Below are 24751 nucleotides of genomic sequence, written 5' to 3'. Positions count from 1 at the left end.
CCCCCGCCACCCCGTCGACACCCGACACCCCGCGCCACGCCTACGAGGCGATGGGCCTGCGCACCGAGGGGACGCTCATCGAGCGCATGGGCATCGAGCTGGGCGAGGTGGGGGCCGACCGTGTCACGGCCCGCATGCCCGTGGCGGGCAACACGCAGCCCGCGGGGCTGCTGCACGGGGGTGCGTCCGTCGTCCTCGCCGAGACGCTGGGGTCCATCGCCGCGCAGCTGCACGGGGGGCCCGGCCGCGCGGCCGTGGGCATCGAGGTGAACGCGACGCACCACCGGGGGGTGCGCGACGGCTGGGTGCACGGCGAGGCGGTGGCGGTGCACCGCGGACGCACGACGGCAAGCTACGAGATCGTCGTGTCCGACGACGAGGGTCGCCGCGTGTGCACGGCGCGCCTCACGTGCCTGATCCTCGCGCAGGGCTGACCGGGCGACGCCGGCCGCAGGACGCGGGCGCCAGGCTCAGCCGGGCAGGGTCTCGCGCGTGTCGGCCGGCGTCACCACGCCCGCGCGGCGGTTGTACTCGGCCTGGAACTCGCGCAGGTCGACCGGCCCGGACATGGTCTCGGTGCGGGCGCGCCGACGGCGCGCGATGAGGTCCTCGAGCGAGCGCGTGCCCCGGCGGGCGGGGGTGAGGTCGGCCGCGAGCCGGCGCTGCAGGACCGCCGTCGAGACGACGCGGTGCCCGGCCACCGGGCCGAAGCCCAGCCGCGCGAGGAAGCGCTGCACCCCACGGGAACCGGGGATCGGCACGGAGTAGACGTGCGTCGCGCCGGACGACGCGGCGAGCTCGGCCGTCGCGCTGAGGAGCGCGTGGCCCACCCCGCGGCGCCGGGCGTCCTCCCCCACGTACACCGCCTCGACGTACAGGCTCGGTTCGTCCGCGAACAGGTGCGGGTCGAGCACGCGGGCCAGGACGAACCCGACGGGGCGGCCGTCGTGCAGGGCGACGAGCACGTTGCCGCCGGGCAGGGTGAGCAGCACCGACAGGTGCCGGACCAGGCGGTCCTCGTCGGGTGCGCAGATCTGCGCCCCGGACGCCGACTCGCGGCGTGCCTCCGAGCACAGCACAGCGATCCCCGGCAGGTCGTCGCCGACCGCGGGCCTGACCTCCACTGCTGGGCGCACTGCGCTCCTCCTCGTTCGCACCGTGGACCGGCGGCACCGAGGGACGTGGGGCGTGAAAAGGTCCACGTCGCTCGGACAGCACCGTCGGCCGTCGACTGAGCACTACGTGGCGACCGTGTTCACCGCCCCGGAACTGCTGGACGCCAGTCCAAGACGATAGCCCGCCCGGAGCCCCGTGACAAAGGTCCTGATCAGGACCCCGCGCGGCGCACCGGGCGCGGCCGGCGGCTCAGGCGCCGCCGACCTGCTCGATGACGGCGTCCGCGACCTCGCGCATCGTGAGGCGGCGGTCCATCGACGTCTTCTGGATCCAGCGGAACGACTCCGGCTCCGACAGGCCCATCTTGGTCATGAGCAGGCCCTTCGCGCGGTCGACGCGCTTGCGCGTCTCGAAGCGCTCCGCGAGGTCGGCCACCTCGGACTCGAGGGCCGTGATCTGCGAGTAGCGCGAGATCGCGATCTCGACCGCGGGCAGCAGGTCCGCCGGCGTGAACGGCTTGACGACGTACGCCATGGCGCCCGCGTCGCGCGCCCGCTCGACGAGCTCCGCCTGCGAGAACGCCGTCAGCAGGACGACCGGGGCGGCGTGCGCCTTGCCGATCTGCTCCGCCGCGGAGATGCCGTCGAGCTCGGGCATCTTCACGTCCATGACCACGACGTCGGGCTTGAGCTCGAGCGCCAGCTTCACCGCCGTCGCGCCGTCGCCGGCCTCGCCGACGACGTCGAACCCGGCGTCCCGCAGCGTCTCGACGACGTCGAGACGGATCAGGGCCTCGTCCTCCGCGACGACGGCGCGGCGCGCGGCACGACCCGACGGGGCGGGGGTGGCGGCGGGCTCGGGCTCGATCATCGGGGGCAGGTCGAGCGGCTGCTTGTCCTCGGGCTGCGCTGTCTGGTCACTCACGGGACTCATCGTAGTGCGCCGCACCGGGTGCCGCCCCCGCGTTTCACCCTCCGGGGAGTGTGATTCTCGTGAAGGCACGCGTGTGTGGTTCGATGGTGCCCGCGCGGCGGAGACCGACAGGTCCGCTCCGCGCACGGCCCCGGTAGCCCAACCGGCAGAGGCGTTCGGCTCAAACCCGATCCAGTGTGGGTTCGAATCCCACCCGGGGCACCCCTCATCTCGGTGGACGTGCGGTGCTCGACGTCACGGCTCCTCGCGGTCGAGGAAGTCCCGCGTGGTCGCGACGAACGACTCGACGCTGGAGTACGGCAGCCCGTGCGGAGCCCCCGGGACCGTGACGAGCCGCCCGTCGGGCAGCGCGTCGACGAGGCGGCGGGCCCACGTCCCCGAGACGAGCGGGTCGCGGTCCCCGACGAGCACGAGGACGGGCTGCGTGATGCTCTGCACCAGGTGGCTGACCTCGGCGCGGCGCGCCTGCTTCAGGGCCCGCACCGCCGCGACCGGACCGGCCCGCAGGTAGTCCACGACGGCGATCGGCAGCAGCGACCACCTCTCGCGCGGGCCGTCGAGGAGCAGGCGCCACGCGCTCTGCCACCACCGGGGGTGCTCCGGGTCCCGGGAGGGACCGACGAGGACGACCCGCCGGACCAGGTCGGGCCGCTCCGCCGCGAGATGACTGACGATCTGGCAGCCCAACGAGTGCCCGACGACGTCCGCGCCCGTCATGCCGAGCCCGTCCATCCAGCGGGCCACGACGTCCGCCATCTCGGCCATCGACGGCAGGTGCGGCGGGCGGCCGCTGCGGCCGACGCCCGGCAGGTCCAGGGCGGCGGTGCGACGGTCCGTACCGAGCCGCCGAACACCCGGCTCCAGGTATCGCGTCGACAGCGCGAGCCCGTGCACGAGGACCACGTCGGCGGGTACGTGGCGGCCCTCCGGGCGGTCCGCCCGGCCCGGCTTCGCCACGACGGAGTACACCCGCACCCCGTCGATCAGGTCGTACCGCTCCTGGAGGGCCGGGAGGAACGTGCCCGCCGACGAGCGCTCACGCCGACGCGCTCGGGGCACGGCAGACCTCGCTCTCCCACCGTCGACCGGTGGCTGGGTGGTCAGCACCGAGCGGTCGCCGAGCGCTGGGCCACCACTGTAGAGGGCGCGGACGCGCGCCACCGCGGGACTCCGGACGGCACGGACGGACGGCGGGCCCCGCCTGCGGGAAGCACGGGCGTCTAGAGCTCGGGCCGTGCCGAGTCCAGCACGACCGCCTCGCGCGCGGCCTCCCGGGCGGCGGCGCTCGCGTCGCGCGCCGCCTGCCGGGCGATCGCCTCGTCGCCGAGGAGAGCGGCGGAGCGCGCGACGGTCGCGGACGTCAGCGCGTCCTGCGCGCTCCGTTCTGCGGCCTCCGCCACCTGCTGCACCTGCTCGCACACGCTCGCGGCCGCCTCCGCGGTCTCGCGCGCGTCCCGGCGCGCGACGAGCGCGCGGAAGGTCGCCTCGCGCGCGGCTGCCGCCGCGCCGTCGGCGTCGGGGTCGCTCGCCGCCGCGTACAGGTCCTGGTCGACGTCCTCGATCTGCTCGCTGGTCACCCACGTGAGGGTAGGGCCGACCTGCCGTGCTCGCTCGAGCGAGGCCCCCGCTCGTCGGACGGCACCGAGGCCGACCGGACGCCGTGCCCGTTCGTCGGCGCCGACCGCGACCCGCCGGGGCCGTACCGGGCGACCGCCGACCGGAAGAGCTCCCCCGCCACCGACCGAGCCGTCAGAGGCTCGGCCCCCGGCGCCGTCGTGGCCGCCGAGGCGGCGGCGAGCTCGTCGTCGACGAACCGGCCGAGTACCGCCGGGACGGGGCCCGCACCCATCTCGCGCGAGACCGCCTTGAGCGCGACGAGCCCGGACGCCTCCCGCACCACCGCGCTCGGTGCCTCGCCCTCGTCGAGCAGCGTCGCGAGGCGCATGGGCGGGACGGCGTCGGGTCGCACGCGCAGCCAGCGCAGCGTCGCCGCCGGACGCAGGACGTAGAAGAGCTTCTTGAGCGGCACCTCCTGCGCCGTCCACCAGCGCTCCCGCTGGCCGAGCGCGACGTGCAGGTAGTGCCGCCGCAGGGCGTCGCGGTGGACCACCCGCTCGGCGAGCGCGAGCAGGTCCGCCCGGAACGCGACGTCGCCGCGGTACACGATCGGCGAGCGCAGCCACTCCAGCAGCGTCGCGTTCCCGCGCACGAGCAGCCGCACCGCCTTGACGAGGTCCCACCCGTTGACGTCCAGCACCGCGTCGAGCGGCGTCTCGACGACGTCGTGCCGCGGCCAGGGGTCGAGGTAGTCGGCCTCGGACCGCACGTACACGAAGCGGCAGTCGTAGTCCGAGTCCGGCGACGGGAACCCCCACGCCCGGCTGCCGCTCTCCACCGCGAGCGGCACCGTCACGCCCTCGTCGCGCACGACGGCGTCGAGCCGCGCGTCGACCCGACGCACGACCGCGGGGTCCAGGGACGCAGGCACGGCACGCATCCCGCGAGGGTAGGGGTGCGCCGCGGGCCGTGTCGCGGGCTTTCCCGGAGGCGCAGGACGACCGACGGCGGCGCCCCCGCGCAGGGGGCGCCGCCGTCGGGCAGCACGAGCGCCCGGGTCGGGCGCGCGGCGTCAGCTCCGGTGCGAGCTCCGGACGTCAGTTCCGGGTGTCGGAGTGGTCGCCGATCTTGTGCACGAGGATCGAGTTCGTCGTGCCCGGCTGGCCCACGGGGGCGCCGGAGACGACGACCACGAGGTCGCCGACCTCGGCGAGGCCGTTGGCCTGCAGGGTCGTGTCGACCTGGCCGACCATCGCGTCGGTGTTCTCCACCTCGGGCACCTGGTAGGTCTGGGTGCCCCACGTGAGCGACAGGACGTTGCGCACGTGCTCGCGCGGCGTGAACGCGAGCAGCGGGATGGACGAGCGCAGGCGCGACATGCGGCGCGCCGAGTCGCCCGACTGCGTGAACGTCGCGAGGTACTTCGCACCGAGGATCTCGCCGATCTCGGCCGCAGCGCGCGTGATGGCGCCACCGCGGGTGTGCGGGGTCGAGCCGAGCGGCGCGATGCGCTCGCGGCCCGCCTCCTCCGTCGCCTCGATGATCCGGGCCATCGTCTGGACCGTGAGGATCGGGTACTCGCCCACGCTCGTCTCGCCCGAGAGCATGACCGCGTCGGCGCCGTCGAGGACGGCGTTGGCGCAGTCGGACGCCTCGGCGCGCGTCGGGCGCGGCGAGTTCGTCATGGACTCGAGCACCTGGGTGGCGACGATGACGGGCTTCGCGTTGCGACGCGCGAGCTCGACGATGCGCTTCTGGACGAGCGGCACCTGCTCCAGCGGGAGCTCGACCGCGAGGTCACCACGGGCGACCATGACGCCGTCGAACGCGTCGACGATCTCGGCGAGGTTCTCGACGGCCTGCGGCTTCTCGATCTTCGCGACGACGGGGACCGTGCGGCCCTCCTCGTCCATGATCCGCTTGACGTCCTCGAAGTCCTTCGCGGACCGCACGAACGACAGCGCGATGATGTCGGCGCCGAGCTTGAGGGCCCAGCGCAGGTCGTCCTGGTCCTTCTCGGAGAGCGCCGGCACGGAGACCGCGACACCCGGGAGGTTCAGGCCCTTGTTGTTCGACACCGGGCCGGCGACCTCGACGCGCGTGACGACGCGCGGGCCCTCGACGGCGGTGACGCGGACGAGCACCTTGCCGTCGTCGATGAGGATCGGGTCACCGACGCGGGCGTCGCCCGGCAGGCCCTTGTGCGTCGTGGAGACGAGCTCCTTGGTGCCGACGACGTCCTCGGTCGTGATCGTGAAGGTGTCACCCTCCTCGAGCCAGTGCTTCTCGTCTCCCGCGAAGCGGCCCAGACGGATCTTCGGCCCCTGGAGGTCGACGAGGACCGCCACGGAGCGGCCCGACTCGGCGGCGGCCTCGCGCACGCCGTGGTAGACGGCCGCGTGCTCCTCGGCGCTGCCGTGGCTGCGGTTGATCCGCGCCACGTCCATGCCCGCGTCGACGAGCGCGCGGAGCTGCTCCTTCGACTCGGTCGCGGGTCCGATGGTGCAGACGATCTTTGCTCTGCGCATATCTCCAGCCTCTAGTCTTCCGACCGGCCAGGAGCCGGTCGTCGCGGGGTGCCCCTCCCTAGGATGCCCCGCTCATCGTCCCGGCGCCGGACATCCGACGTCGGGGTGCACGTCAAGCGCGCAAGGACACGGTGTTCGCGCGCACGGGCGCGGGCAGCTCGGTCCCTCCCTGAAGGTAGGCGTCGACGGATGCCGCCGCCGCCCGCCCCTCGGCGATCGCCCACACGATCAACGACTGCCCACGACCGGCGTCGCCGGCCACGAAGACCCCGGGCAGCGACGACGCGAAGTCGTCGCCGCGCGCCACGAGGCCGCGTCCCGTGAGGTCCGCGCCCGTCTGGGCCGTGAGGGCAGCCGTCTCCGGCCCGGTGAAGCCCATCGCGACGAGCACGAGGTCCGCGGGGATCTCGCGCTCGGTGCCCTCCTTGGGCACGCGACGGCCGTCGGGCAGGTACTCGGTCTCCGCGACGCGCAGCGCGCGCACGGCCCCGTTCTCGTCGCCGAGGAACGCGACGGTCGACGCGAGGAACTCGCGCTCGCCGCCCTCCTCGTGGGACGAGGACACCTCGAACACGATCGGGTCCGTGGGCCACGGCTGGGTCGCGGACCGCTCGAGCGGCGGCTGCTTGCCGATCGCGAGCGTCGTGACGCTCGCCGCGCCCTGGCGCAGCGAGGTGCCGAGGCAGTCCGAACCCGTGTCGCCACCACCGATGACGATGACGTGCTTGCCGGTGGCCGTGATCTGGTCGGGCACCTCGCGCCCGGCCACGACGGCGTTCGCCTGGTGCAGGAAGTCCATCGCGTAGTGGATGCCGCCCAGCTCGCGCCCCGGCACCGACAGGTCGCGCGGCACGGTCGCGCCGGTCGCGACCACGACGGCGTCGTACCGCGCCCGCAGGTCGTCCCACGTGATGTCGACGCCGATCTCGACGCCGGGGCGGAACCGCGTGCCCTCGGCCTCCATCTGCGCGACGCGACGGTCGATGTGGTGCTTCTCGAGCTTGAAGTCGGGGATGCCGTAGCGCAGCAGACCTCCGACGGCGTCGTCGCGCTCGTAGACCGCGACGGTGTGCCCGGCGCGCGTGAGCTGCTGCGCGGCGGCGAGCCCGGCGGGACCGGACCCGACGACCGCGACCGTGAAGCCCGTGAGCCGCTGGGGCACCTGCGGCGTGACGTACCCGCGCTCGAACGCCTCGTCGATGATCGAGACCTCGACGTTCTTGATCGTCACCGGCGGCTGGTTGATGCCGAGCACGCAGCTCGACTCGCACGGCGCCGGGCACACGCGACCGGTGAACTCCGGGAAGTTGTTCGTCTCGTGGAGGCGGTCGATCGCGTCGGCCCACTGCTCGCGGTAGACGAGGTCGTTCCACTCGGGGATGAGGTTCCCGAGCGGGCAGCCCTGGTGGCAGAACGGGATGCCGCAGTCCATGCAGCGGCCCGCCTGCTCCTTGAGGAACGGCTGCCCCTCCTCGAGGTGCGCGTGCACGTCCTTCCAGTCCCGCAGGCGCACGGCCACCGGGCGGTTGGGCGGGAGCTCGCGCTCCCGCACCTTCAGGAATCCGCGGGGGTCAGCCACGGGCCACCTCCAAGATCTGGTCCCACACGCCCGGCGCGGCCGGGTCGAGACCGGCCGACTCGGCCTTCTCGAGCGCCGACCGCATGCGGGCGAAGTCGGTCGGCAGCACGCGCGTGAAGCGCTGCACCGCCGTGGTGAAGTCCTCGAGCAGCTCGGCCGCGAGCGGCGAGCCGGTCTCCTCGTGGTGACGGCGGACGAGCTGCTCGACGAGCGCGACCTCGGCGTCCTCGAGCGGGCTCAGCCCGAGCTCGCCGGTCGCGAGCGCGCTCGTGTTCACGGCGCTCTCGCGCAGGTCGAGCACGTAGGCGGTGCCACCGGACATGCCGGCGCCGAAGTTGCGCCCGGTCGGGCCGAGCACGACGACCGTGCCGCCCGTCATGTACTCGCACCCGTGGTCGCCCACGCCCTCGACGACGAGCGTCGCACCGGAGTTGCGGACGCCGAAGCGCTCGCCGACCCGGCCACGCAGGAAGATCTCGCCCGACGTCGCGCCGTAGCCGATGACGTTCCCGGCGACGACGTTGCTCGACCCGGTGAGGACCGCGTTGCGGTCCGGCCGCACGACGATCCGGCCGCCCGACAGGCCCTTGCCGACGTAGTCGTTCGCGTCGCCGAACAGGCGCAGCGTGACGCCGCGCGGGAGGAACGCGCCGAGGGACTGGCCGGCGGACCCGGTGAGGGTGACGTCGATCGTGTCGTCCGGCAGGCCCTCGCCGCGGAAGCGCTTGGTCACCTCGTGGCCGAGCATCGTCCCGACCGTGCGGTTGACGTTGCGCACCGGCAGCGAGATCCGGACCGGCTCGCGCCGCTCCAGCGCGTCCTCGGCCAGCGCGACGAGCTGGTTGTCGAGCGCCTTCTCCAGGCCGTGGTCCTGCGTCGTGGTGTTCCGCAGCGACGCGCCCTCGACGGGGACGGGCTTCTCGAGGATGGGCGCGAGGTCGAGACCCTGCGCCTTCCAGTGGTCGATCGCCTGGCGCGTGTCGAGGTACTCGACGTGGCCGATCGCCTCCTCGATGCTCCGGAACCCGAGGCGCGCCAGGTACTCGCGCACCTCCTCCGCGATGAACTCGAAGAAGTTCACGACGAACTCCGGCTTGCCCGTGAACCGAGCCCGCAGCTCCGGGTTCTGCGTCGCGACACCCACCGGGCACGTGTCCAGGTGGCACACGCGCATCATGACGCAGCCCGAGACGACCATCGGCGCGGTCGCGAAGCCGAACTCCTCGGCCCCGAGCAGCGCGGCCACGACGACGTCGCGCCCGGTCTTCATCTGCCCGTCGACCTGCACGACGATGCGGTCGCGCAGGTTGTTCAGCACGAGGGTCTGCTGCGTCTCGGCGAGGCCGATCTCCCACGGCGTGCCCGCGTGCTTGAGCGACGTGAGCGGGCTCGCGCCCGTGCCGCCGTCGTGACCCGAGATGAGGACGACGTCCGCGTGCGCCTTGGACACGCCCGTCGCGACCGTGCCGACGCCGAACTCGGAGACGAGCTTGACGTGGACGCGCGCGGCCGGGTTCGCGTTCTTCGCGTCGTGGATGAGCTGCGCGAGGTCCTCGATCGAGTAGATGTCGTGGTGCGGCGGCGGCGAGATGAGGCCCACGCCCGGCGTCGAGTGCCGGGTCTTCGCCACCCACGGGTACACCTTGTGGCCCGGGAGCTGACCGCCCTCGCCGGGCTTGGCGCCCTGGGCGAGCTTGATCTGGATGTCGTCCGCGTTCGTCAGGTACTCGCTCGTGACGCCGAAGCGCCCCGACGCGATCTGCTTGACCTTCGAGCGACGCTCCGGGTCGTACAGGCGCTCCGGGTCCTCGCCGCCCTCGCCCGTGTTCGACCGGCCGCCGAGGCGGTTCATCGCGATCGCGAGGGTCTCGTGCGCCTCGGCCGAGATGGAGCCGTAGGACATCGCGCCGGTGTTGAAGCGCTTGACGATCTCGCTCACCGGCTCGACCTCGTCGAGCGGGACCGCGGGGCGCTCGCCCTCGCGGAGCTCGAGGAGGCCGCGCAGGGTCATGAGCCGCGAGGACTGCTCGTCCACGCGGTGCGTGTACTCGCGGAAGATGTCGAACCGGCGCTCGCGCGTCGAGTGCTGGAGCCGGAACACCGTCTCCGGGTCGAACAGGTGCTCCTCGCTGTCGCGGCGCCACTGGTACTCGCCGCCCGTGGTGAGGCGGACGTGCGGCCGGTGGTTGCCGGAGCGCGGGTAGGCGTCCACGTGGCGCGCCGCGACCTCGGCCGCGACGACGTCGAGGCCGATGCCGCTGAGACGCGACGTCGTGCCCGTGAAGAACGCCTGCACGAGGTCGTGCGACAGGCCCACGGCCTCGAAGACCTGGGCGCCGCGGTACGAGGAGATGGTCGAGATGCCCATCTTGCTCATGACCTTGAGGACGCCCTTGCCGAGGCCCTTGATGAGGTTCGCGACGGCCTTGGCCGGGTCGACCGCGAGGTAGCCGCGGCGCGCGAGGTCCTCGACGGTCTCCATGGCGAGGTAGGGGTTCACCGCGGCCGCGCCGTAGCCGATGAGGAGCGCGACGTGGTGCACCTCGCGCACGTCGCCCGCCTCGACGACGAGCGACACCTGCGTGCGCGTGTGGCGCCGCAGGAGGTGGTGGTGCACCGCGCTCGACAGCAGGAGCGACGGGATCGGCGCGTGCTCGGCGTCCGAGTCGCGGTCCGACAGCACGATGAAGCTCGCGCCGGCGGCGACGTGCGCGTCGACCTCGGCGAAGATCTCCTCGAGCCGGGCGAGCAGCGACTCGCCGCCGCCCGCGACGCGGTACAGGCCCTTGATCGTCACGGCGCGGAAGACGCCCGCGAGGTTCGGGTCCTTGTCGACGCGGATGATCTTCGCGAGCTGGTCGTTGTCGAGCACCGGGAACGGCAGCATGAGCTTGCGCGCGTGCTCCGGGGTGTCGACGAGCAGGTTCGGCTCGGGGCCGATCGCGCCGCCGATCGACGTGACGAGCTCCTCGCGGATCGCGTCCAGCGGCGGGTTCGTCACCTGCGCGAACATCTGCGTGAAGTAGTCGAAGAGCAGGCGCGGCCGCTTCGCGAGGACCGCGATGGGCGTGTCGGTGCCCATGGCGCCCAGCGGCTCGGCGCCCGTGTTGGCCATCGGCGTGAGGATGACCTTGAGCTCCTCCTGCGTGTACCCGAAGGCACGCTGGCGGCGCTCGACCGACGCGGGGCTGTGCGCGACGTGCTCGCGCTCGGGCAGCTGGTCGAGGTAGACCGCGTTCTCCGCGACCCACCGCGCGTACGGGCGCTGCGCGGCGAGCTGGGACTTGATCTCCTCGTCCTCGATGATCCGGCCCTGGCCGGTGTCGACGAGGAACATGCGGCCCGGCTCGAGGCGGCCCTTGCGGACGATCGTCGCCGGGTCGAGGTCGAGCACGCCCGCCTCGCTCGCGAGCACGACGAGGCCGTCCTCCGTGACCCAGTAGCGCCCGGGGCGCAGGCCGTTGCGGTCGAGGACCGCGCCGATGAGGGTTCCGTCGGTGAAGTTGAGGCACGCGGGGCCGTCCCACGGCTCCATGAGCGTCGAGTGGTACTCGTAGAACGCGCGCAGGTCCGGGTCCATCTCGGCGTGGTTCTCCCACGCCTCCGGGACCATCATGAGCACGGCGTGCGGCAGCGAGCGGCCCGACAGGTGCAGCAGCTCCAGCACCTCGTCGAAGCTCGCCGAGTCGCTGGAGCCGTCGGAGCACACCGGCAGGAGCGGCGCGAGGTCGCCGAGGGCGTCGCTCGCGAGGGTGCCCTCGCGCGCGGCCATCCAGTTCCGGTTGCCGCGCACCGTGTTGATCTCGCCGTTGTGCGCGATCATCCGGAACGGCTGCGCGAGCGGCCAGGACGGGAACGTGTTCGTCGAGAACCGCGAGTGCACGAGCGCGATCTCGCTCGCGTACCGCGGGTCGGACAGGTCCGGGAAGAACGGCTCGAGCTGCGCCGTCGTGAGCATGCCCTTGTAGGTGAGCGTGCGGGCCGACAGCGACGCGAAGAAGAGACCGAGCTCGTTCTCCGCCCGCTTGCGCAGGCGGTAGGTCCGGCGGTCGAGGTCGACCCCGGCGAGCTCGCGCGACGGGTCGGCCACGACGACCTGACGGAACAGGGGCATCGACGCTCGGGCGCTCGGGCCGACGAGGTCGGCCGTCACGGGCACGTCGCGCCAGGCGAGGACCTCGAGCTTCTCCTCGGCGGCGATCGCCTCGACCGCGCGGGCGGTGGTCGCGGCCGCCTCGGGGTCCTGCGGGAGGAACGCCATGCCGATGGCGTAGTGCCCGGCGGGCGGGAGCTCGGCGTCGACCACGTCGCGGACGAAGGCGTCGGGGATCTGCGTGAGGATCCCCGCGCCGTCACCGCTGTTCTCCTCGGCGCCGACCGCGCCGCGGTGGTCCAGGTTGAGCAGGGCCGTGAGCCCCGCGTCCACGATGTCGCGTCCGGGCGTGCCGCGGAGCGTCGCCACGAAGGCGACGCCGCACGCGTCGTGCTCGGCGGCGGGGTCGTACAGACCGGATGCCGTGGGAGGGGCGGACAGGGCGGGTGCCCGGTGCGCGTCCCGATACTGCGGCGTGGTCATCAACACCGTCCTCACAGGCGCCCGACCGAGACGGCCGGGCTGGTTCCAGCTGGGGGGTTCGGGACGTCGTCGGCCCTGGTGGACATGACGGAACCACCGGGCGGTCGCCCGGCGGATTCGCCGTTGAGTGACGGAGGCTCAGCGACCGGGGTCTGGTCGCGCGGCATCTGCCTGCTCGGACTCCTCCGAGTCGTCGGAGTCCGCGGTCTTCTCGGGGTCCGCGGCGTCGGTCGACTCCTCGACCGGCTCCGTGGTCTCCGTGGCGGGCGCTTCGCCCGGCGCGTCGAGGGACACCGTCTCCTCGCGCCCGGGGTGGCGACGCCCGACAACGATAAACGCTACCAACGCACCGACACCGACCAGGATCGAGGTCCAGACGTTCAGCCGGAGACCGAGGACGAGCTCGGCCTCGTCGATGCGCAGCATCTCGATCCACACCCGACCGAGCGTGTAGACGAAGACGTAGAGCCAGAATACCCGACCATGACCGAGCCGGAACCGACGGTCCAGGTAGATCAGGAGCAGGGCAGCGGCGATGTTCCAGACCATCTCGTAGAGGAAGGTCGGGTGGAACAGCGTGCCCGGCGGGTAGCCGGCCGCCGCGGCGACCGAGTCGTCGACCCGCAGGCCCCACGGCAGCGTCGTGGGCGAGCCGAACAGCTCCTGGTTGAACCAGTTGCCGAGGCGACCGACGGCCTGCGCGAGCAGCAGGCCGGGGGCGAGCGCGTCCGCGAACGCCGGGAAGCTCACGCGCTGGCGCCGGCACCCGATGTACGCGCCGACGGCACCGAGCGCGACCGCGCCCCAGATGCCGAGGCCGCCCTCCCACACGTACAGCGCGCGGACGGGGTCGCCGTTCGGGCCCCAGTACGGGTCGGGCGTCGAGAACACGTGGTAGAGCCGCCCGCCGACGATCCCGAACGGGACCGCCCAGAAGGCGATCTCCAGGACGTCGTCGGCCTCTCCCCCGCGCTCGACCCAGCGGCGGCGCGTGAGCCACAGGGCGACGCCGATCCCGGCGAGGATCGCGAGCGCGTAGGCGCGGATCGGGAACGGCCCGAGGTACCAGGTGTGCTGGCTCGGGCTCGGGATCGCGGCGGGCAGGGCACCCGCCGCCTCCACGAGCTGCCCGACGGCGAGCGCGGCGCTCATGCGACCACCCCGCCGGGCGTCGTCGTCCCGGGTTCCGCGGGGCGGGCGGAGCGCACCCCGGCGGCCAGCGAGGCGGCGACCGTGCGGAGCGCGGCGAGCCGCTCGTCCCACGGCGCGTCGCCCAGCAGGGGACGGACGAACGCCGACCCGACGATGACGCCGTCGGCGTAGCGCGCGACCTCCGCGGCCTGCTCTGCCGTGGAGACGCCGAGGCCGACGCACACGAGGTCGGCGCCCGCAGCCCGCGTGTCCGCGACGAGCCGTGCGGCCTGGGGCCCGACGGCGGCGCGCACGCCCGTGACGCCCATCGTGGAGGCGGCGTAGACGAAGCCGCGCGACGCGCGCGCCGTGAGCTGCAGGCGCTCCGGCGTCGAGCTCGGCGCGACGAGGAACACGCGGTCCAGGCCGTGCGCCTCGGCGGCGTCCAGCCAGTCGCGGCCCTCGTCGGGGACGAGGTCGGCCGTGATGAGACCGGCTCCCCCGGCCGCGGCGAGGTCGCGCGCGAACGCGTCGACGCCGTAGCGCAGCACGGGGTTCCAGTACGTCATGACGAGCACCGGCACGCGCCCGCCCGTGCGCTCCGTGACGGCCGCGACGACGCGGAAGACGTCCGCGACGCGCGCGCCGCCGTCGAGCGCCGCCTGGGCCGCGGCCTGGATGACCGGGCCGTCCATGACGGGGTCCGTGTAGGGGATGCCGAGCTCGAGCACGTCCACGCCCGACTCGACGAGCGCGAGCGCCGCCTCGACGGAGCGCTCGACCGTCGGGAAGCCGACGGGCAGGTAGCCGACGAGCCCCGCGCGTCCCTCCGCGCGCAGCTCGAGCAGGCGTCGCGCGGTGGCCGACGCGGTCGCCGGCGCCCCGGGTGCGTCCTGGGTCTGGGCGGCGCTCACAGCTGTCCCTCCGTGCCCGTCGCCGTCTCGGCGATCGCGTCGTCGTCCACGAGGTCGAACCACCGGGCGGCGGTCGCCACGTCCTTGTCCCCGCGCCCCGAGAGGTTCACCAGGATCACGTGGTCCGTGCGGCCTGCGGCCGCGGCCTCGCGCCCGATCCGCAGCGCGCCCGCGAGGGCGTGGGCCGACTCGATCGCGGGGATGATCCCCTCCGTGCGGCACAGCAGGCGGAAGGCGTCCATCGCCTCGGAGTCGGTCACGGGCAGGTACGTCGCGCGCCCGAGGTCGTGGAGCCACGAGTGGGCGGGGCCGACGCTCGGGTAGTCGAGGCCCGCGGACACCGAGTGGCTCGGCAGCGTCTGTCCGTCCTCGTCCTGGAGGAGGTACGAGCGCGCGCCGTGCAGGACGCCCGGTGCGCCGCCGCTGAAGCGTGCCGCGTGCCGGCCCGTCTCGATGCCCTCGCCGCCCGCCTCGAAGCCGAAGAGCTCCACGCCCTCGTCGTCGAGGAAGGCGTTGAAGAGCCCGAGCGCGTTCGAGCCGCCGCCCACGCACGCCGCGAGCGCGTCGGGCAGGCGCCCGATCCGGTCGAGGATCTGCGTGCGCGCCTCCTCGCCGATGACGCGGTGGAACTCGCGCACCATCTCGGGGAACGGGTGCGGCCCGGTCACGGTGCCCAGCAGGTAGTGCGTCGTGTCGACGTTGGCGACCCAGTCGCGCAGCGCCTCGTTGATCGCGTCCTTGAGGGTGCGCTGGCCGATCGTCACGGGGACGACCTCGGCGCCGAGCAGGCGCATGCGCGCGACGTTCAGCGCCTGGCGCCGCGTGTCCTCCTCGCCCATGTAGACGACGCACTCGAGGTCGAGCAGGGCCGCGGCCGTCGCCGTCGCGACGCCGTGCTGGCCCGCGCCCGTCTCGGCGATCACGCGCTTCTTGCCCATGCGCTTCACGAGCAGCGCCTGGCCGAGGACGTTGTTGATCTTGTGCGAGCCCGTGTGGTTGAGGTCCTCGCGCTTGAGGAACACGCGCGAGCCCCCGGCGTGCTCCGCGAAGCGCGGCACCTCCGTGAGCGGGCTCGGGCGGCCCGTGTACTCGCGCTGCAGGCGCGCGAGCTCCGTGACGAACGCCGGGTCGTCGAGCGCCTTGCGGTACTCGGTCTCGAGCTCGTCGAGCGCGGCGACGAGCGCCTCGGGCACGAAGCGCCCGCCGAACTCGCCGAAGTAGGGACCCTCCTGGGTCGCGAGGGAGCGCGTCAGGTCCGCACGGACGGAGTGCGCGTCGCTCCGCGGGGTGGTCGATGGTGTCGAGTCGGGCACGGGGCCGGTCCTCCTGGATGGTGGGGTGTGCTGGGCCGGGGCGCGGCGCCTGTGACGTGACGGACGGTGCCGTCGTGCCTCAGGGCCGCACGGACCACAGCGACGGGTGCGACCCGGCCGCGACGAGGTCGGCGACGGAGGCGCGCGGCGCGTCGTCGGTCACGAGCGCCTCGCCGACGAGCACCGCGTGCGCGCCGGAACGGGCGTAGTCCATGACGTCGTGGGGGCCGCGCACGCCGGACTCGGCCACACGGACGACCTCGTCGGGGATCGCGGGCGCGAGTCGCGCGAAGGTCGTGCGGTCGACGTCGAGCGTCTTGAGGTCGCGCGAGTTCACGCCGACGACCCGGGCCCCGGCGTCGAGCGCGCGCGTCACCTCGTCGAGCGTGTGGACCTCGACGAGCGCGGTCATGCCGAGCGAGTGCACGCGCTCGACGAGCGACGTCAGCACCGTCTGCTCGAGCGCGGCGACGATGAGGAGCACGATGTCCGCGCCGTGCGCGCGTGCCTCCCACACCTGGTACGGCGTCACGACGAAGTCCTTGCGGAGCACGGGGACGTCGACCCGCGCCCGGACGGCGTCCAGGTCCGCGAGGCTCCCGTTGAAACGCCGCTGCTCGGTGAGCACCGAGATCGCGGCGGCGCCGCCCTTCTCGTACTCTCCCGCGAGCTCGGCCGGGTCGGAGATGGACGCGAGCGCACCCTTGCTGGGGCTCGACCGCTTCACCTCGGCGATGACGGCCACCGCGTCGTCCGCCTTGAGCCGGCTCACGCACTCGAGCGCACCGGGGACGCGGGCGGCTCGTTCCTTGAGCTCGTCGAGCGAGGTCGTCGCCTGGCGTGCCGCGAGGTCCTCGCGCACGCCCGCGACGATGTCGTCCAGCACCGTCATCGTCCCACCACTCCCCGTGTCGTCCGCTCCCTGCCGGGCCGGTCGGCCGGCGTGCACCCACAGGTTCGGGCCGACCCGTTGACAGGGAGGTACCTGCCATCGTAGAGCCGCCCCCGAGTGACGATGACCACGGCCCAGCCCCCGAGACGCGCGCAGCGCGGCAGCTCGTGGTCGCGGCCGTCTGCTCAGGCGGCCAGCGGACCGAGCCACGGGACCAGGGCGGGCACGTTGCGCAGCACCCCGAAGAGCACGAGCACGGCGAGCGACGTCCACGCCACCCACGCCGGCACGCGCGGTCCGGGACGCCCGCGCCAGGCGCGCACGAGCCACAGGCCCCACAGCACGACGAGCAGCGGGGCGACGACGACCCAGATCGGGTTCATGGACCACGCCGCGGCCAGGTCGAGGTGCACCAGCTCGTGGGTGGCGCGCAGGCCTCCGCACCCGGGGCACGCGAGGCCCGTCAGGGCGAGCAGCGGGCACGTGACGTAGTGGCCGGGGCGGTTCGGGTCGACAGCCCCCACGTAAGCGGTCGCGGCGGCGACGAGCGCGCCCACGGCGAGCGGCGCCATGGCTTCGCGCGGCACCCGCCGTCGGCCCACCGCCTCGGACGTCACGTGACCGTCCCCGTCAGTACTGGTCGGGGATCGTGCCGACCCAGGCCAGGACGGCGGGGAAGAACGCCAGCAGGAGCACCAGGCCGAGCGCGGACAGGCCGATCGCGACCCAGCCGAGGATGATCCCCGCCGTCGCCATGCCGTCGTTGTCCGCCTGGCCCTCCGCGACGGCACGCTTCGCCGCGTTGCCCACGATCACCGCGGGGATGCCCGTGAAGAAGCCGCAGCTGAGCACGAACGCGGCGATGCTCAGGACGAGCGACCAGATCGCGAGGTTGTTCTTCGGGTAGTACGGCGGCGGCGCGTAGGCGCCCGCCGGGTACTGCTGTCCGGGGTACTGCTGTCCGGGGTACTGCTGTCCGGGGTACTGCTGGCCCGGGTACGCCTGCTGCGACTGGCCCGGGTACGGCTGGCCGGGCTGCTGCTGCCCGGGGTAGCCCTGGTCAGGCCCCTGCGGGCCGGGGTGCTGCGGGCCGCCGGGCACCGACGAGCCGTACGGCGCCTGCGACCCGTCCTGCGGGGGCGTGCCGTCGTGAGCGCCCGGTCCCGGCGGCTGCGTCACCGCGCGCCCTGCTTCTTCTGCCCGTACCCCATGTTCCGGAGCACGAGGCCGCCGACGAGCGCCACGGCCACGACGCCCATGCCGACCCAGAAGAGCCAGACGCCGGACACCTGAGCGATGGCCGGGAGGAGGACACCGATCGCGGCCACGAACGCGCCGACCATGATGCCGATCATGGTGAACCACGCGGCGACGGTGTGGCCGTGGTTCGTGGGCGGTGCCGCGGGCGGCAGGTAGGCGATCTCGGTGGTCTGCTGGTTCTCGGCCATGAGGGTCGTGCCTTTCGTCAAGATGTGGTCAGAGCCTATCGGACCGGGCCGGGGCCCGTCCCGTCGCGGGGCGCACGTCGCGTCGGACACGTCCGCGCTGCTCAGCGGTCCGTCGGGTCCTCGCCGCGGGAGAGCGCGTCCCACGCGTCGTGGTCGGAGACGTCGTCGACGTCGCTGGGGCCCGTCGCACCCGCGGCCTCGGACGTCTCGCCCGCCGGTGTGCCGGCTCCCGTCGCGGGTGCCGCCCCGGCCCGCTCGTGCCGGGTCGAGGCGCCCGCCCACGACCGTGCACCGAGGGCGACCCACACCACGACGAGCACCGTGAGCACACCGAGCACCGCTGCCGCCCAGGGCGCCGCGGTGAGCTCGACCGGTGCGGTCAGCTCCGTCACGCCCGTCGCCTCGGCGACCGCCGACCGGGCGGTCGGCTCCGGGTCGATCGCGACGCTCAGCGCGGAGACCGTGGCGACGACGCCGCTGGCCGCCGCGACCGCCAGGACGACCCACCGGCCGACCCGCCCCACGAGACCGAGCGCGAGCGCGGCTGCGACGAGCACGAGCGCGGCCGCGCTCACGCCGGGGGCGGCCGACGTGCCGGCCACCGCGACGTCGACCTGCGGGTCCAGCGCGGTGGCACCCGTCGTGCGCAGCCACGTGGGCACGGCCGCGGCGAGGGTCGCGCCACCGAGGAGCAGCAGGACCCAGATGGCCGTGCGGCGGGCCGGACCGCCCGGGCGGCTCACGCGAGCTCCCGCAGCCGCGCCGCGACCTGCACGGCGCGGACTGCCGCGGCCGCCTTGTTGCGCGACTCCGCGTACTCGAGCGCGGGCACGGAGTCGGCGACGATCCCGCCCCCGGCCTGGACGCTCGCGCGCCCGTCGCGGATCAGCGCCGTGCGGATGGCGATCGCCATGTCCATGTTCCCGTCGAAGTCGAAGTACCCGGCCGTCCCACCGTAGATCCCGCGCGAGGCGGGCTCGAGCTCGTCGATGAGGGCGATCGCGCGCGGCTTGGGCGCGCCCGAGAGCGTCCCCGCGGGGAACGTGGCCCGGAAGGCGTCGAGTGCCGTCGCGCCGTCGCGCAGCGTGCCGACGACCGTCGAGCACAGGTGCATGATGTGGCTGAACCGCTTCGTCGCCAGGAACTCCACGACCTCGACCGACGTCGGTTCGCAGACCTTGACGAGGTCGTTGCGCGAGAGGTCGACGAGCATGATGTGCTCCGCGAGCTCCTTGGGGTCCTCGCGCAGCTCCTCCCCGAGCGCGACGTCCTCCTCGGGCGTCGCGCCGCGCGGCCGCGAGCCCGCGATGGGGAACGTCGTGACCCGCCCGTCCTCGACCTTGACCAGCGTCTCCGGGCTCGACCCGACGACCGCGAAGTCGCGCCCGTCGGCGTCCGTGAGCTGGAAGTAGTACATGTACGGGCTCGGGTTGATCGTGCGCAGCGCCCGATACACGTCGAGCGGGTCCGCCGGGCAGTCGAGGTCCAGGCGCTGGGAGAGGACGACCTGGAAGACCTCGCCCTCGCGGATCGCGTCCTTGCCCGCCACGACGGACGCCTCGAACTCGTCGCGCGTCGAGCGGAACTCGAGCTCGGGCTCGACGGCGTCGGCGGCCACGACCGACGCGACGTGCGCACCGCCCGCGACGAGGCGCGCCTGCATCGCGTCGAGGCGCCGCACCGCGTCGGCGTACGCCTCGTCGACCCGCTCGTCCGTGTCGTCGAAGTTGATCGCGTTCGCCACGAGCCACACGCTGCCCTCCGCATGGTCGACGACCGCGAGGTCCGTCGCGAGGCACAGCGTGAGCTCCGGGACGCCCAGCTCGTCGGGCGCGTGCGACGGCAGCGTCGGCTCCCAGTGCCGGATGACGTCCCACCCGATCGCCCCGGCGAGCCCGCCCGTGAGCGGCGGGAGACCGTCGACCGCGGGCGTGCGCAGCACGTCGAGCGTCGCCTCCAGCACGTCGACCACGTCGCCCTGGCGCGGTACCCCGGCGGGCACGTCGCCCGACCACACCGCGCGGCCGTCACGTGCCGTGAGGGTCGCGCGGGACGCGACGCCGACGAACGAGTACCGGGCCCAGCGCCCGTCCGACTCCGCGGACTCGAGCACGAACGTGCCCGGGCGCCCCTGCGCGAGCGTGCGGTAGAGCCCGACGGGCGTGACGTCGTCGGCCAGGAGGCGCCGCACGACCGGGACGACCCGGCGGGAGCGGGCGAGGGCGCGGAAGCCGTCGAGCACGGGCCACGTCGTGCCCCAGGCGGGCCCGCCCGCGGGGACGGTGGTGGTGCCGGCCGGGTCGACGGTCGTGCTCACTGGTTCTCCTCCTCGGGGTCCGGTCCGGGGGCAGCGCCCGGGGCACCGGGCGCGGACGGCAGCTCGCCGACGACGGCGCCCAGGTCTCCCCCGGCCTCGAAGCACGTGCGCGTGCCCGTGTGGCACGCGGCGCCGACCTGGTGCACGCGCACGAGGAGCGCGTCGCCGTCGCAGTCGAGCGCGACCGAGCGCACCACCTGGACGTGCCCCGAGGTGTCGCCCTTGCGCCAGTACTCCTGGCGCGACCGGCTCCAGAACGTCACCCGGCCGGTCGTCAGGGTGCGGTGGAGCGCCTCGTCGTCCATCCAGCCGAGCATGAGCACCTCGCCGGTGTCGTGCTGCTGGACGATCGCGGCGACCAGTCCGGCGTCGTCGCGCTTGAGCCGCGCGGCGACCTCGGGGTCGAGCGCGGACGGGGTCGTGGTCTGCGGGCCGGTCGTGGAGTCGGGCACCCGAGAATCCTGCCAGACGCCGGGCCGCCGCCGGTCCCCCGTCTCGCCCGACCGGGCGTGACGTCGGTCGCCCGGCCCGGGTGGTCAGCGGGTCTGGGAGACCCAGGCGTCGTGCATGCGGGCGTAGACCCCGCCCGCGCGGGCGAGGTCGTCGTGGTGACCCACCTCGACGACGTGGCCGGCGTCGACGACGACGACGAGGTCGGCCGCCTCGGCCGTGGAGAGGCGGTGCGCGATCGTCAGGGTCGACCGGCCCGCGGTGAGCGACGCGAGCGCCCGCGCGATCCGGACCTCCGTCGCCGGGTCGACGGCGGACGTCGCCTCGTCGAGGACCAGCAGGTCCGCCTCGGCCAGGTACGCCCGCACGAGCGCGACGAGCTGCCGCTCGCCCGCGGAGAGGGACTCGCCTCGCTGCCCGACCGAGGAGTCGAGCCCGTCCGGGAGGTCCGCGACCCAGTCGGTGAGGCCGAGCCGCTCGACGGCCGCCTCGATCCGGGCGCGACGCGCGGCCGCCGGCTCCTCCTCGGCCGCACCGCGGAGCCCGTAGGCGACGTTGTCGGCGAGCGTCCCGTCGAAGAGGAAGCCCTCCTGCGGCACGAGCACGACGCGCTCGCGCAGGGACGCGACCGACAGGTCTCGCAGGTCGGTGCCGTCCAGGAGGACGCGTCCGCCCGTCGGGTCCATGAGCCGCGTGACGAGCTTCGCGATCGTCGTCTTGCCCGAGCCGGTCGCGCCGACGACGGCGACCGACGCACGCGCCGGCAGGTCGAGGTCGACGCCGTGCAGCACCTCGGGCCCGTCGGGGTAGGCGAACCGGACGTCCTCGAGACGCACGTGGGCCGGGCCGCGCGGGCTGCGCACGCCGTCGGCGCCCTTGTCGGTGACCTCGACCGGCGTCTCCAGGACGGCGAGGACGCGGCGCCAGCCCGCCACCGCGTTCTGCAGCTCGTTGAGGATCTCCGTCGCCATCTGGACCGGCCCGGTGAAGAGCTGGACGAGGAACAGGAAGGCGAGGAGCTGGCCCACCGAGATGTCGCCCGCCACACCGAGCAGCGAGCCGACGACCACGACGACCGCGAGCACGAGGTTCGCGACGAGCACGCCGCTCGAGAAGACGACGGCGACCAGCTTCTGCGCCCGGACCATCGCGCGCCGGGTCGCGTCGACCGCGGCGTCGACCCGACGCGCCGTCCGTGCCCCGGCGCCGTACGCGCGGATGGTCTCCGCACCGACGACGGACTCCGAGATGGCGCCGAGCATCGCGCCGACCCGCGCGCGGACCTGGGTGTACGCGTCGTTGACCCGCGCCTGCGCGGGGCGCAGGACGAGGAACAGCGGCACGAAGCACGCCCACACCACGAGCGTGAGCTGCCACGAGTACACCGCCATGAGCACCGTCGCGACGCCGATCTGGAGCACCGAGACGAGCAGCATGATGCCGCCCCACTGCACGAACAGCGAGATCGTGTCGACGTCGCTCGTGACGCGCGAGACGAGCGACCCCCGTCGCTCGGAGTTCTGCGTGAGGACCGACAGGTCGTGCACGTGGCGGAACGCGCGCACGCGCAGCGCGGCGAGGCCGGCCTCGGTCGACCGGAACAGGCGCACGTTGACGAGGGCCGAGCACAGCCCGGCGAGGACGAGGATCCCGGCGGCGACGCCGACGAGCACCGCGACGCGCGTGGTGTCCGGACCGCCGTCGGCGAGCACGCCCGTGTCGATGGTCTGCTGCACGGTCACGGGCACGACGACCCGGCCCAGCGCGGCGGCGACGGCGAGTCCGAGGGTGACCCAGATGCCGGTGAGGATCTGCGGCGACACCTGCACGCCGCGACGCAGCGTCGCGAGGACGCCCAGGGAGCTCGCCGAGGCGATGCGCGCGTCGCCGGTGCGGACGTCCGCGGCACCACCGTCGACGGCGGCACCCGAGTCCCGGCGGGGCGGCCGCCCGGGTCGGGTGGTGGTGGTCCGGGTCATTCCTCCAGCGCCCCCGTCTCGACGTGCCGCACGACGTCGTCCTCCTCCGTCTCCTCCTGCCGCACGAGGTCGTCCTCGCGGCGGCCGTCACGGACCTGCTCGTCCTCGCCCGCGTCGCGGACGGAGTCGTCCGTCGCGTCGGCGCGCTCGTGCTCGCGGCGCTCCGCCTCGCGCGCGTACGCGGTCGCGAGCTCGCGGTACCCGGGGTCGCGAGCGAGCAGCTCGTCGTGCGTCCCGACGTCCACCACCCGCCCGGACTCCACGTGCACGACGACGTCCGCGAGCGCGACGCTCGACATGCGGTAGGCGACCATGACGACCGTCGGGCGGTCGTCGCCGCCCCGCGCGACGCCCGCGAGGATCTCCTGCTCGACCCGCGGGTCGACGGCCGAGGTCGCGTCGTCGAGGACGAGCAGGCGCGGCCGCCGGACGAGCGCCCGCGCGATCGCGAGACGCTGGCGCTGGCCGCCGGACAGGTTGGCCCCCCGCTCCCCGAGCGGGGCGTCGAGACCCTCCGGGAGCCGCTCGACGACGTCGTCCACGCGCGCGAGGCGCAGGGCCGCCCAGACCTCCGCGTCGTCCGGGCCGGGGTCGCCCTCGTCGACGAGCGTGACGTTGGCGCGCACCGTGTCCTCGAACACGAAGGCCTGCTGCGCGACGAGGGCGACCTGCGTCGTGAGGTCCGCCTCGCGCACGTCGCGCACGTCGGTGCCGTCGAGGAGCACGCGCCCGCGCGTCGGGTCCGAGAGCCGCGCGAGGAGCGAGACGAGCGTCGTCTTGCCGGCACCCGTCGGGCCGACGACGGCGACGGTCGTCCCCGGCGCGACGGTCAGGTCCACGCCGTCGAGCAGCGTGAGCTCGCGGCCGCCCGCCCGGACGTCGACCCCGACGCCCTCGAGCCGCACGCCCAGCCCGGCACCGGACCCGGTCAGGGCCGTGGTCCCGGGGCGCAGCACGCCGCCCGCGTCGACGACGCGGCTGATGCGCTCGTACCCGACGAGCGCGCGCGGGAGCTCGCCGAGGACCCAGCCGAACGCGCGGACCGGCACGGCCATCACGGTCAGCAGGTACGCGGCGGTGATGATGTCGCCCGGCGCGACGTCGCCCGCGGTGAGGCGCACCGTCCCCACGCCGAGGACGAGGAGCGTGCCGAGCGACGGCAGGAGCTCGATGACGGGGTCGAAGAACGCCCGCACGACGCCGACCCGCACGTTCGCGGCGCGCAGCTCGTCGGTGCGCTCGGCGAAGCGGCGCTCCTCGCGGTCCGCGGTGCCGAGCGACGTGACGAGGAGCGCGGCTTCGAAGCTCTCGTGCGCGACGTCCGAGACCTCGGCGCGCAGCTGCTGCGCCCGCGTGATGGCCGGCGACATGTAGCGCTGGAACACGATGTTCACGGCGACGGCGACGGGGATGACGACGAGCGCCGCGCACGCGAGCCAGACGTCCACCCGGAAGAGCATCACCGCGGCGACGCCGATCATGACGACGACGCCCAGCGCGAACGGCAGCGGGTTGAACACGCCCGTCGCCGCCTCGACGTCGGAGTTCGCGTTCGACAGCAGCTGCCCGGCCGGGTGCGAGCGGTGCCACGACATCGGCAGGCGCAGGTACTGGCGGGTCACCGCGGTGCGGTGGCGCGCCTGCAGCGCGGCGTACCCGTCGCCCGCGAAGATGCGCCGCGCGGCGACGCTCACCGCGAGCGAGAGCGCGATGCCGGCCAGCACGAGGCCCGCGACCCAGATGCGGCTCCGTGCGGCCGCGTCACCCGCGAGCGCGGGCACCACGACCTCGTCGGTGACCCTGCCGACCGCGCTGCTCACGGCGACGGTCAGCGCGCCGAACAGCGCGGAGGACCCGATCGCCAGCACGTAGGTGCGCGGCTCGTCGCGGATGCCGCGCCCCATGAGCGCGAGCGAGCGGCGGACGCGGGAGCCGGTGAGGGCGTGCGGGCGCCGGACCGACGGCTCGGCGGGGAGCCGGTCGCGGGGCTGGTCGTGCCGGGCGGCGATGGCCGGCGG

Annotated in this window: 21 protein-coding genes and 1 tRNA gene; 2 read left to right on the top strand and 20 right to left on the bottom strand. The window is 74.2% G+C overall.

What is annotated here, in order from left to right; genetic code table 11:
• Positions 1 to 50 precede the first annotated feature (50 nt).
• The gene (locus ABIE39_RS02955; protein WP_108046864.1) at positions 51 to 434 is read left to right on the top strand and encodes a hotdog fold thioesterase; all 384 of its coding nucleotides are present in this window, start codon (positions 51 to 53) and stop codon (positions 432 to 434) included.
• 36 nt (positions 435 to 470) lie between these two features.
• On the opposite strand, the gene ABIE39_RS02950 is transcribed toward ABIE39_RS02955, so the two are convergent.
• Both ABIE39_RS02950 and ABIE39_RS02945 read right to left on the bottom strand, forming a co-directional pair.
• The gene (locus ABIE39_RS02950) at positions 471 to 1136 is read right to left on the bottom strand and encodes a GNAT family N-acetyltransferase (protein WP_157837895.1); all 666 of its coding nucleotides are present in this window, start codon (positions 1134 to 1136) and stop codon (positions 471 to 473) included.
• 229 nt (positions 1137 to 1365) lie between these two features.
• Positions 1366 to 1986: an ANTAR domain-containing response regulator gene (locus ABIE39_RS02945; RefSeq protein WP_228086484.1), complete on the bottom strand. Its 621-nt coding sequence runs from the start codon at positions 1984 to 1986 to the stop codon at positions 1366 to 1368.
• Positions 1987 to 2176: 190 nt separating this feature from the next.
• Between ABIE39_RS02945 and ABIE39_RS02940 the strand changes: the two genes are divergently transcribed.
• Positions 2177 to 2250, top strand: a tRNA-Leu gene (locus ABIE39_RS02940).
• A gap of 33 nt (positions 2251 to 2283) precedes the next feature.
• Here ABIE39_RS02940 and ABIE39_RS02935 read toward each other — a convergent pair.
• The 18 genes from ABIE39_RS02935 to ABIE39_RS02850 all read right to left on the bottom strand — a co-directional run bounded on the left by ABIE39_RS02935 (position 2284) and on the right by ABIE39_RS02850 (position 24637).
• Positions 2284 to 3108: an alpha/beta fold hydrolase gene (locus ABIE39_RS02935; RefSeq protein ID WP_354050368.1), complete on the bottom strand. Its 825-nt coding sequence runs from the start codon at positions 3106 to 3108 to the stop codon at positions 2284 to 2286.
• A gap of 161 nt (positions 3109 to 3269) precedes the next feature.
• Positions 3270 to 3626 (bottom strand): hypothetical protein, encoded by a 357-nt coding sequence (locus tag ABIE39_RS02930; RefSeq protein ID WP_186810511.1) that lies wholly within the window; start codon positions 3624 to 3626, stop codon positions 3270 to 3272.
• Positions 3623 to 4546 carry a nucleotidyltransferase domain-containing protein gene (locus ABIE39_RS02925; protein WP_209829231.1) on the bottom strand — a complete coding sequence of 308 codons (924 nt, stop codon included), beginning with the start codon at positions 4544 to 4546 and terminating at the stop codon, positions 3623 to 3625. The genes ABIE39_RS02930 and ABIE39_RS02925 overlap by 4 nt, the downstream gene beginning before the upstream one ends.
• Before the next feature lie 157 nt (positions 4547 to 4703).
• Positions 4704 to 6134, bottom strand: coding sequence for a pyruvate kinase (pyk, locus tag ABIE39_RS02920; RefSeq protein WP_144683736.1), 1431 nt, complete (start codon positions 6132 to 6134; stop codon positions 4704 to 4706).
• Positions 6135 to 6246: 112 nt separating this feature from the next.
• Positions 6247 to 7713 (bottom strand): glutamate synthase subunit beta, encoded by a 1467-nt coding sequence (locus ABIE39_RS02915; RefSeq protein WP_209829232.1) that lies wholly within the window; start codon positions 7711 to 7713, stop codon positions 6247 to 6249.
• Positions 7706 to 12289, bottom strand: a complete 4584-nt coding sequence (gltB, locus tag ABIE39_RS02910; RefSeq protein WP_175010045.1) for a glutamate synthase large subunit — start codon at positions 12287 to 12289, stop codon at positions 7706 to 7708. The genes ABIE39_RS02915 and gltB overlap by 8 nt, the downstream gene beginning before the upstream one ends.
• Positions 12290 to 12427: 138 nt before the next feature.
• On the bottom strand, positions 12428 to 13441 hold the full coding sequence (gene lgt, locus ABIE39_RS02905; protein WP_175010046.1) for a prolipoprotein diacylglyceryl transferase: 1014 nt from the start codon (positions 13439 to 13441) through the stop codon (positions 12428 to 12430).
• Positions 13438 to 14334, bottom strand: a complete 897-nt coding sequence (gene trpA, locus ABIE39_RS02900; RefSeq protein ID WP_175010047.1) for a tryptophan synthase subunit alpha — start codon at positions 14332 to 14334, stop codon at positions 13438 to 13440. Before trpA ends, lgt begins: the two co-directional genes overlap by 4 nt.
• Positions 14331 to 15587 (bottom strand): tryptophan synthase subunit beta, encoded by a 1257-nt coding sequence (trpB, locus tag ABIE39_RS02895; protein ID WP_108046952.1) that lies wholly within the window; start codon positions 15585 to 15587, stop codon positions 14331 to 14333. The genes trpA and trpB overlap by 4 nt, the downstream gene beginning before the upstream one ends.
• A 139-nt stretch (positions 15588 to 15726) precedes the next feature.
• Entirely contained in the window at positions 15727 to 16539 is an 813-nt protein-coding gene (gene trpC / locus ABIE39_RS02890) for an indole-3-glycerol phosphate synthase TrpC (protein WP_074806749.1), read from the bottom strand.
• 185 nt (positions 16540 to 16724) lie between these two features.
• Positions 16725 to 17156 (bottom strand): DUF2752 domain-containing protein, encoded by a 432-nt coding sequence (locus ABIE39_RS02885; protein ID WP_255437394.1) that lies wholly within the window; start codon positions 17154 to 17156, stop codon positions 16725 to 16727.
• 13 nt (positions 17157 to 17169) lie between these two features.
• Entirely contained in the window at positions 17170 to 17718 is a 549-nt protein-coding gene (locus ABIE39_RS02880) for a DUF4190 domain-containing protein (RefSeq protein ID WP_354050364.1), read from the bottom strand.
• Positions 17715 to 18008, bottom strand: coding sequence for an HGxxPAAW family protein (locus ABIE39_RS02875; RefSeq protein WP_342779615.1), 294 nt, complete (start codon positions 18006 to 18008; stop codon positions 17715 to 17717). Before ABIE39_RS02875 ends, ABIE39_RS02880 begins: the two co-directional genes overlap by 4 nt.
• 80 nt (positions 18009 to 18088) lie before the next feature.
• A complete protein-coding gene (locus ABIE39_RS02870) occupies positions 18089 to 18730 on the bottom strand; it encodes a Trp biosynthesis-associated membrane protein (RefSeq protein ID WP_175010049.1) in 642 nt (213 codons plus the stop codon).
• Positions 18727 to 20304, bottom strand: a complete 1578-nt coding sequence (locus ABIE39_RS02865) for an anthranilate synthase component I (protein ID WP_354050362.1) — start codon at positions 20302 to 20304, stop codon at positions 18727 to 18729. Before ABIE39_RS02865 ends, ABIE39_RS02870 begins: the two co-directional genes overlap by 4 nt.
• Positions 20301 to 20756 carry a phosphoribosyl-AMP cyclohydrolase gene (gene hisI, locus ABIE39_RS02860; RefSeq protein ID WP_108046887.1) on the bottom strand — a complete coding sequence of 152 codons (456 nt, stop codon included), beginning with the start codon at positions 20754 to 20756 and terminating at the stop codon, positions 20301 to 20303. The genes ABIE39_RS02865 and hisI overlap by 4 nt, the downstream gene beginning before the upstream one ends.
• Positions 20757 to 20840: 84 nt before the next feature.
• On the bottom strand, positions 20841 to 22733 hold the full coding sequence (locus ABIE39_RS02855; RefSeq protein WP_354050360.1) for an ABC transporter ATP-binding protein: 1893 nt from the start codon (positions 22731 to 22733) through the stop codon (positions 20841 to 20843).
• Positions 22730 to 24637 carry an ABC transporter ATP-binding protein gene (locus ABIE39_RS02850; RefSeq protein ID WP_354050613.1) on the bottom strand — a complete coding sequence of 636 codons (1908 nt, stop codon included), beginning with the start codon at positions 24635 to 24637 and terminating at the stop codon, positions 22730 to 22732. The genes ABIE39_RS02855 and ABIE39_RS02850 overlap by 4 nt, the downstream gene beginning before the upstream one ends.
• Positions 24638 to 24751 lie beyond the last annotated feature (114 nt).

Origin of the sequence: Cellulosimicrobium sp. 4261 (genome assembly GCF_040546915.1) — a bacterium.
GTDB lineage: Bacteria > Actinomycetota > Actinomycetes > Actinomycetales > Cellulomonadaceae > Cellulosimicrobium > Cellulosimicrobium cinnabarinum.
This window is presented reverse-complemented; position numbering and strand designations above follow the sequence as displayed.

Excerpts from the sequence above, each read along its gene's own strand:
- ABIE39_RS02945 (WP_228086484.1), bottom strand. The coding sequence starts at position 1,986 with ATGATCGAGCCCGAGCCCGCCGCCACCCCCGCCCCGTCGGGTCGTGCC.
- lgt (WP_175010046.1), bottom strand. The coding sequence starts at position 13,441 with ATGAGCGCCGCGCTCGCCGTCGGGCAGCTCGTGGAGGCGGCGGGTGCC.
- ABIE39_RS02925 (WP_209829231.1), bottom strand. The coding sequence starts at position 4,546 with ATGCGTGCCGTGCCTGCGTCCCTGGACCCCGCGGTCGTGCGTCGGGTC.
- gltB (WP_175010045.1), bottom strand. The coding sequence starts at position 12,289 with ATGACCACGCCGCAGTATCGGGACGCGCACCGGGCACCCGCCCTGTCC.
- pyk (WP_144683736.1), bottom strand. The coding sequence starts at position 6,134 with ATGCGCAGAGCAAAGATCGTCTGCACCATCGGACCCGCGACCGAGTCG.
- ABIE39_RS02955 (WP_108046864.1), top strand. The coding sequence starts at position 51 with ATGGGCCTGCGCACCGAGGGGACGCTCATCGAGCGCATGGGCATCGAG.
- ABIE39_RS02855 (WP_354050360.1), bottom strand. The coding sequence starts at position 22,733 with ATGACCCGGACCACCACCACCCGACCCGGGCGGCCGCCCCGCCGGGAC.
- ABIE39_RS02850 (WP_354050613.1), bottom strand. The coding sequence starts at position 24,637 with ATGGGGCGCGGCATCCGCGACGAGCCGCGCACCTACGTGCTGGCGATC.
- trpC (WP_074806749.1), bottom strand. The coding sequence starts at position 16,539 with ATGACGGTGCTGGACGACATCGTCGCGGGCGTGCGCGAGGACCTCGCG.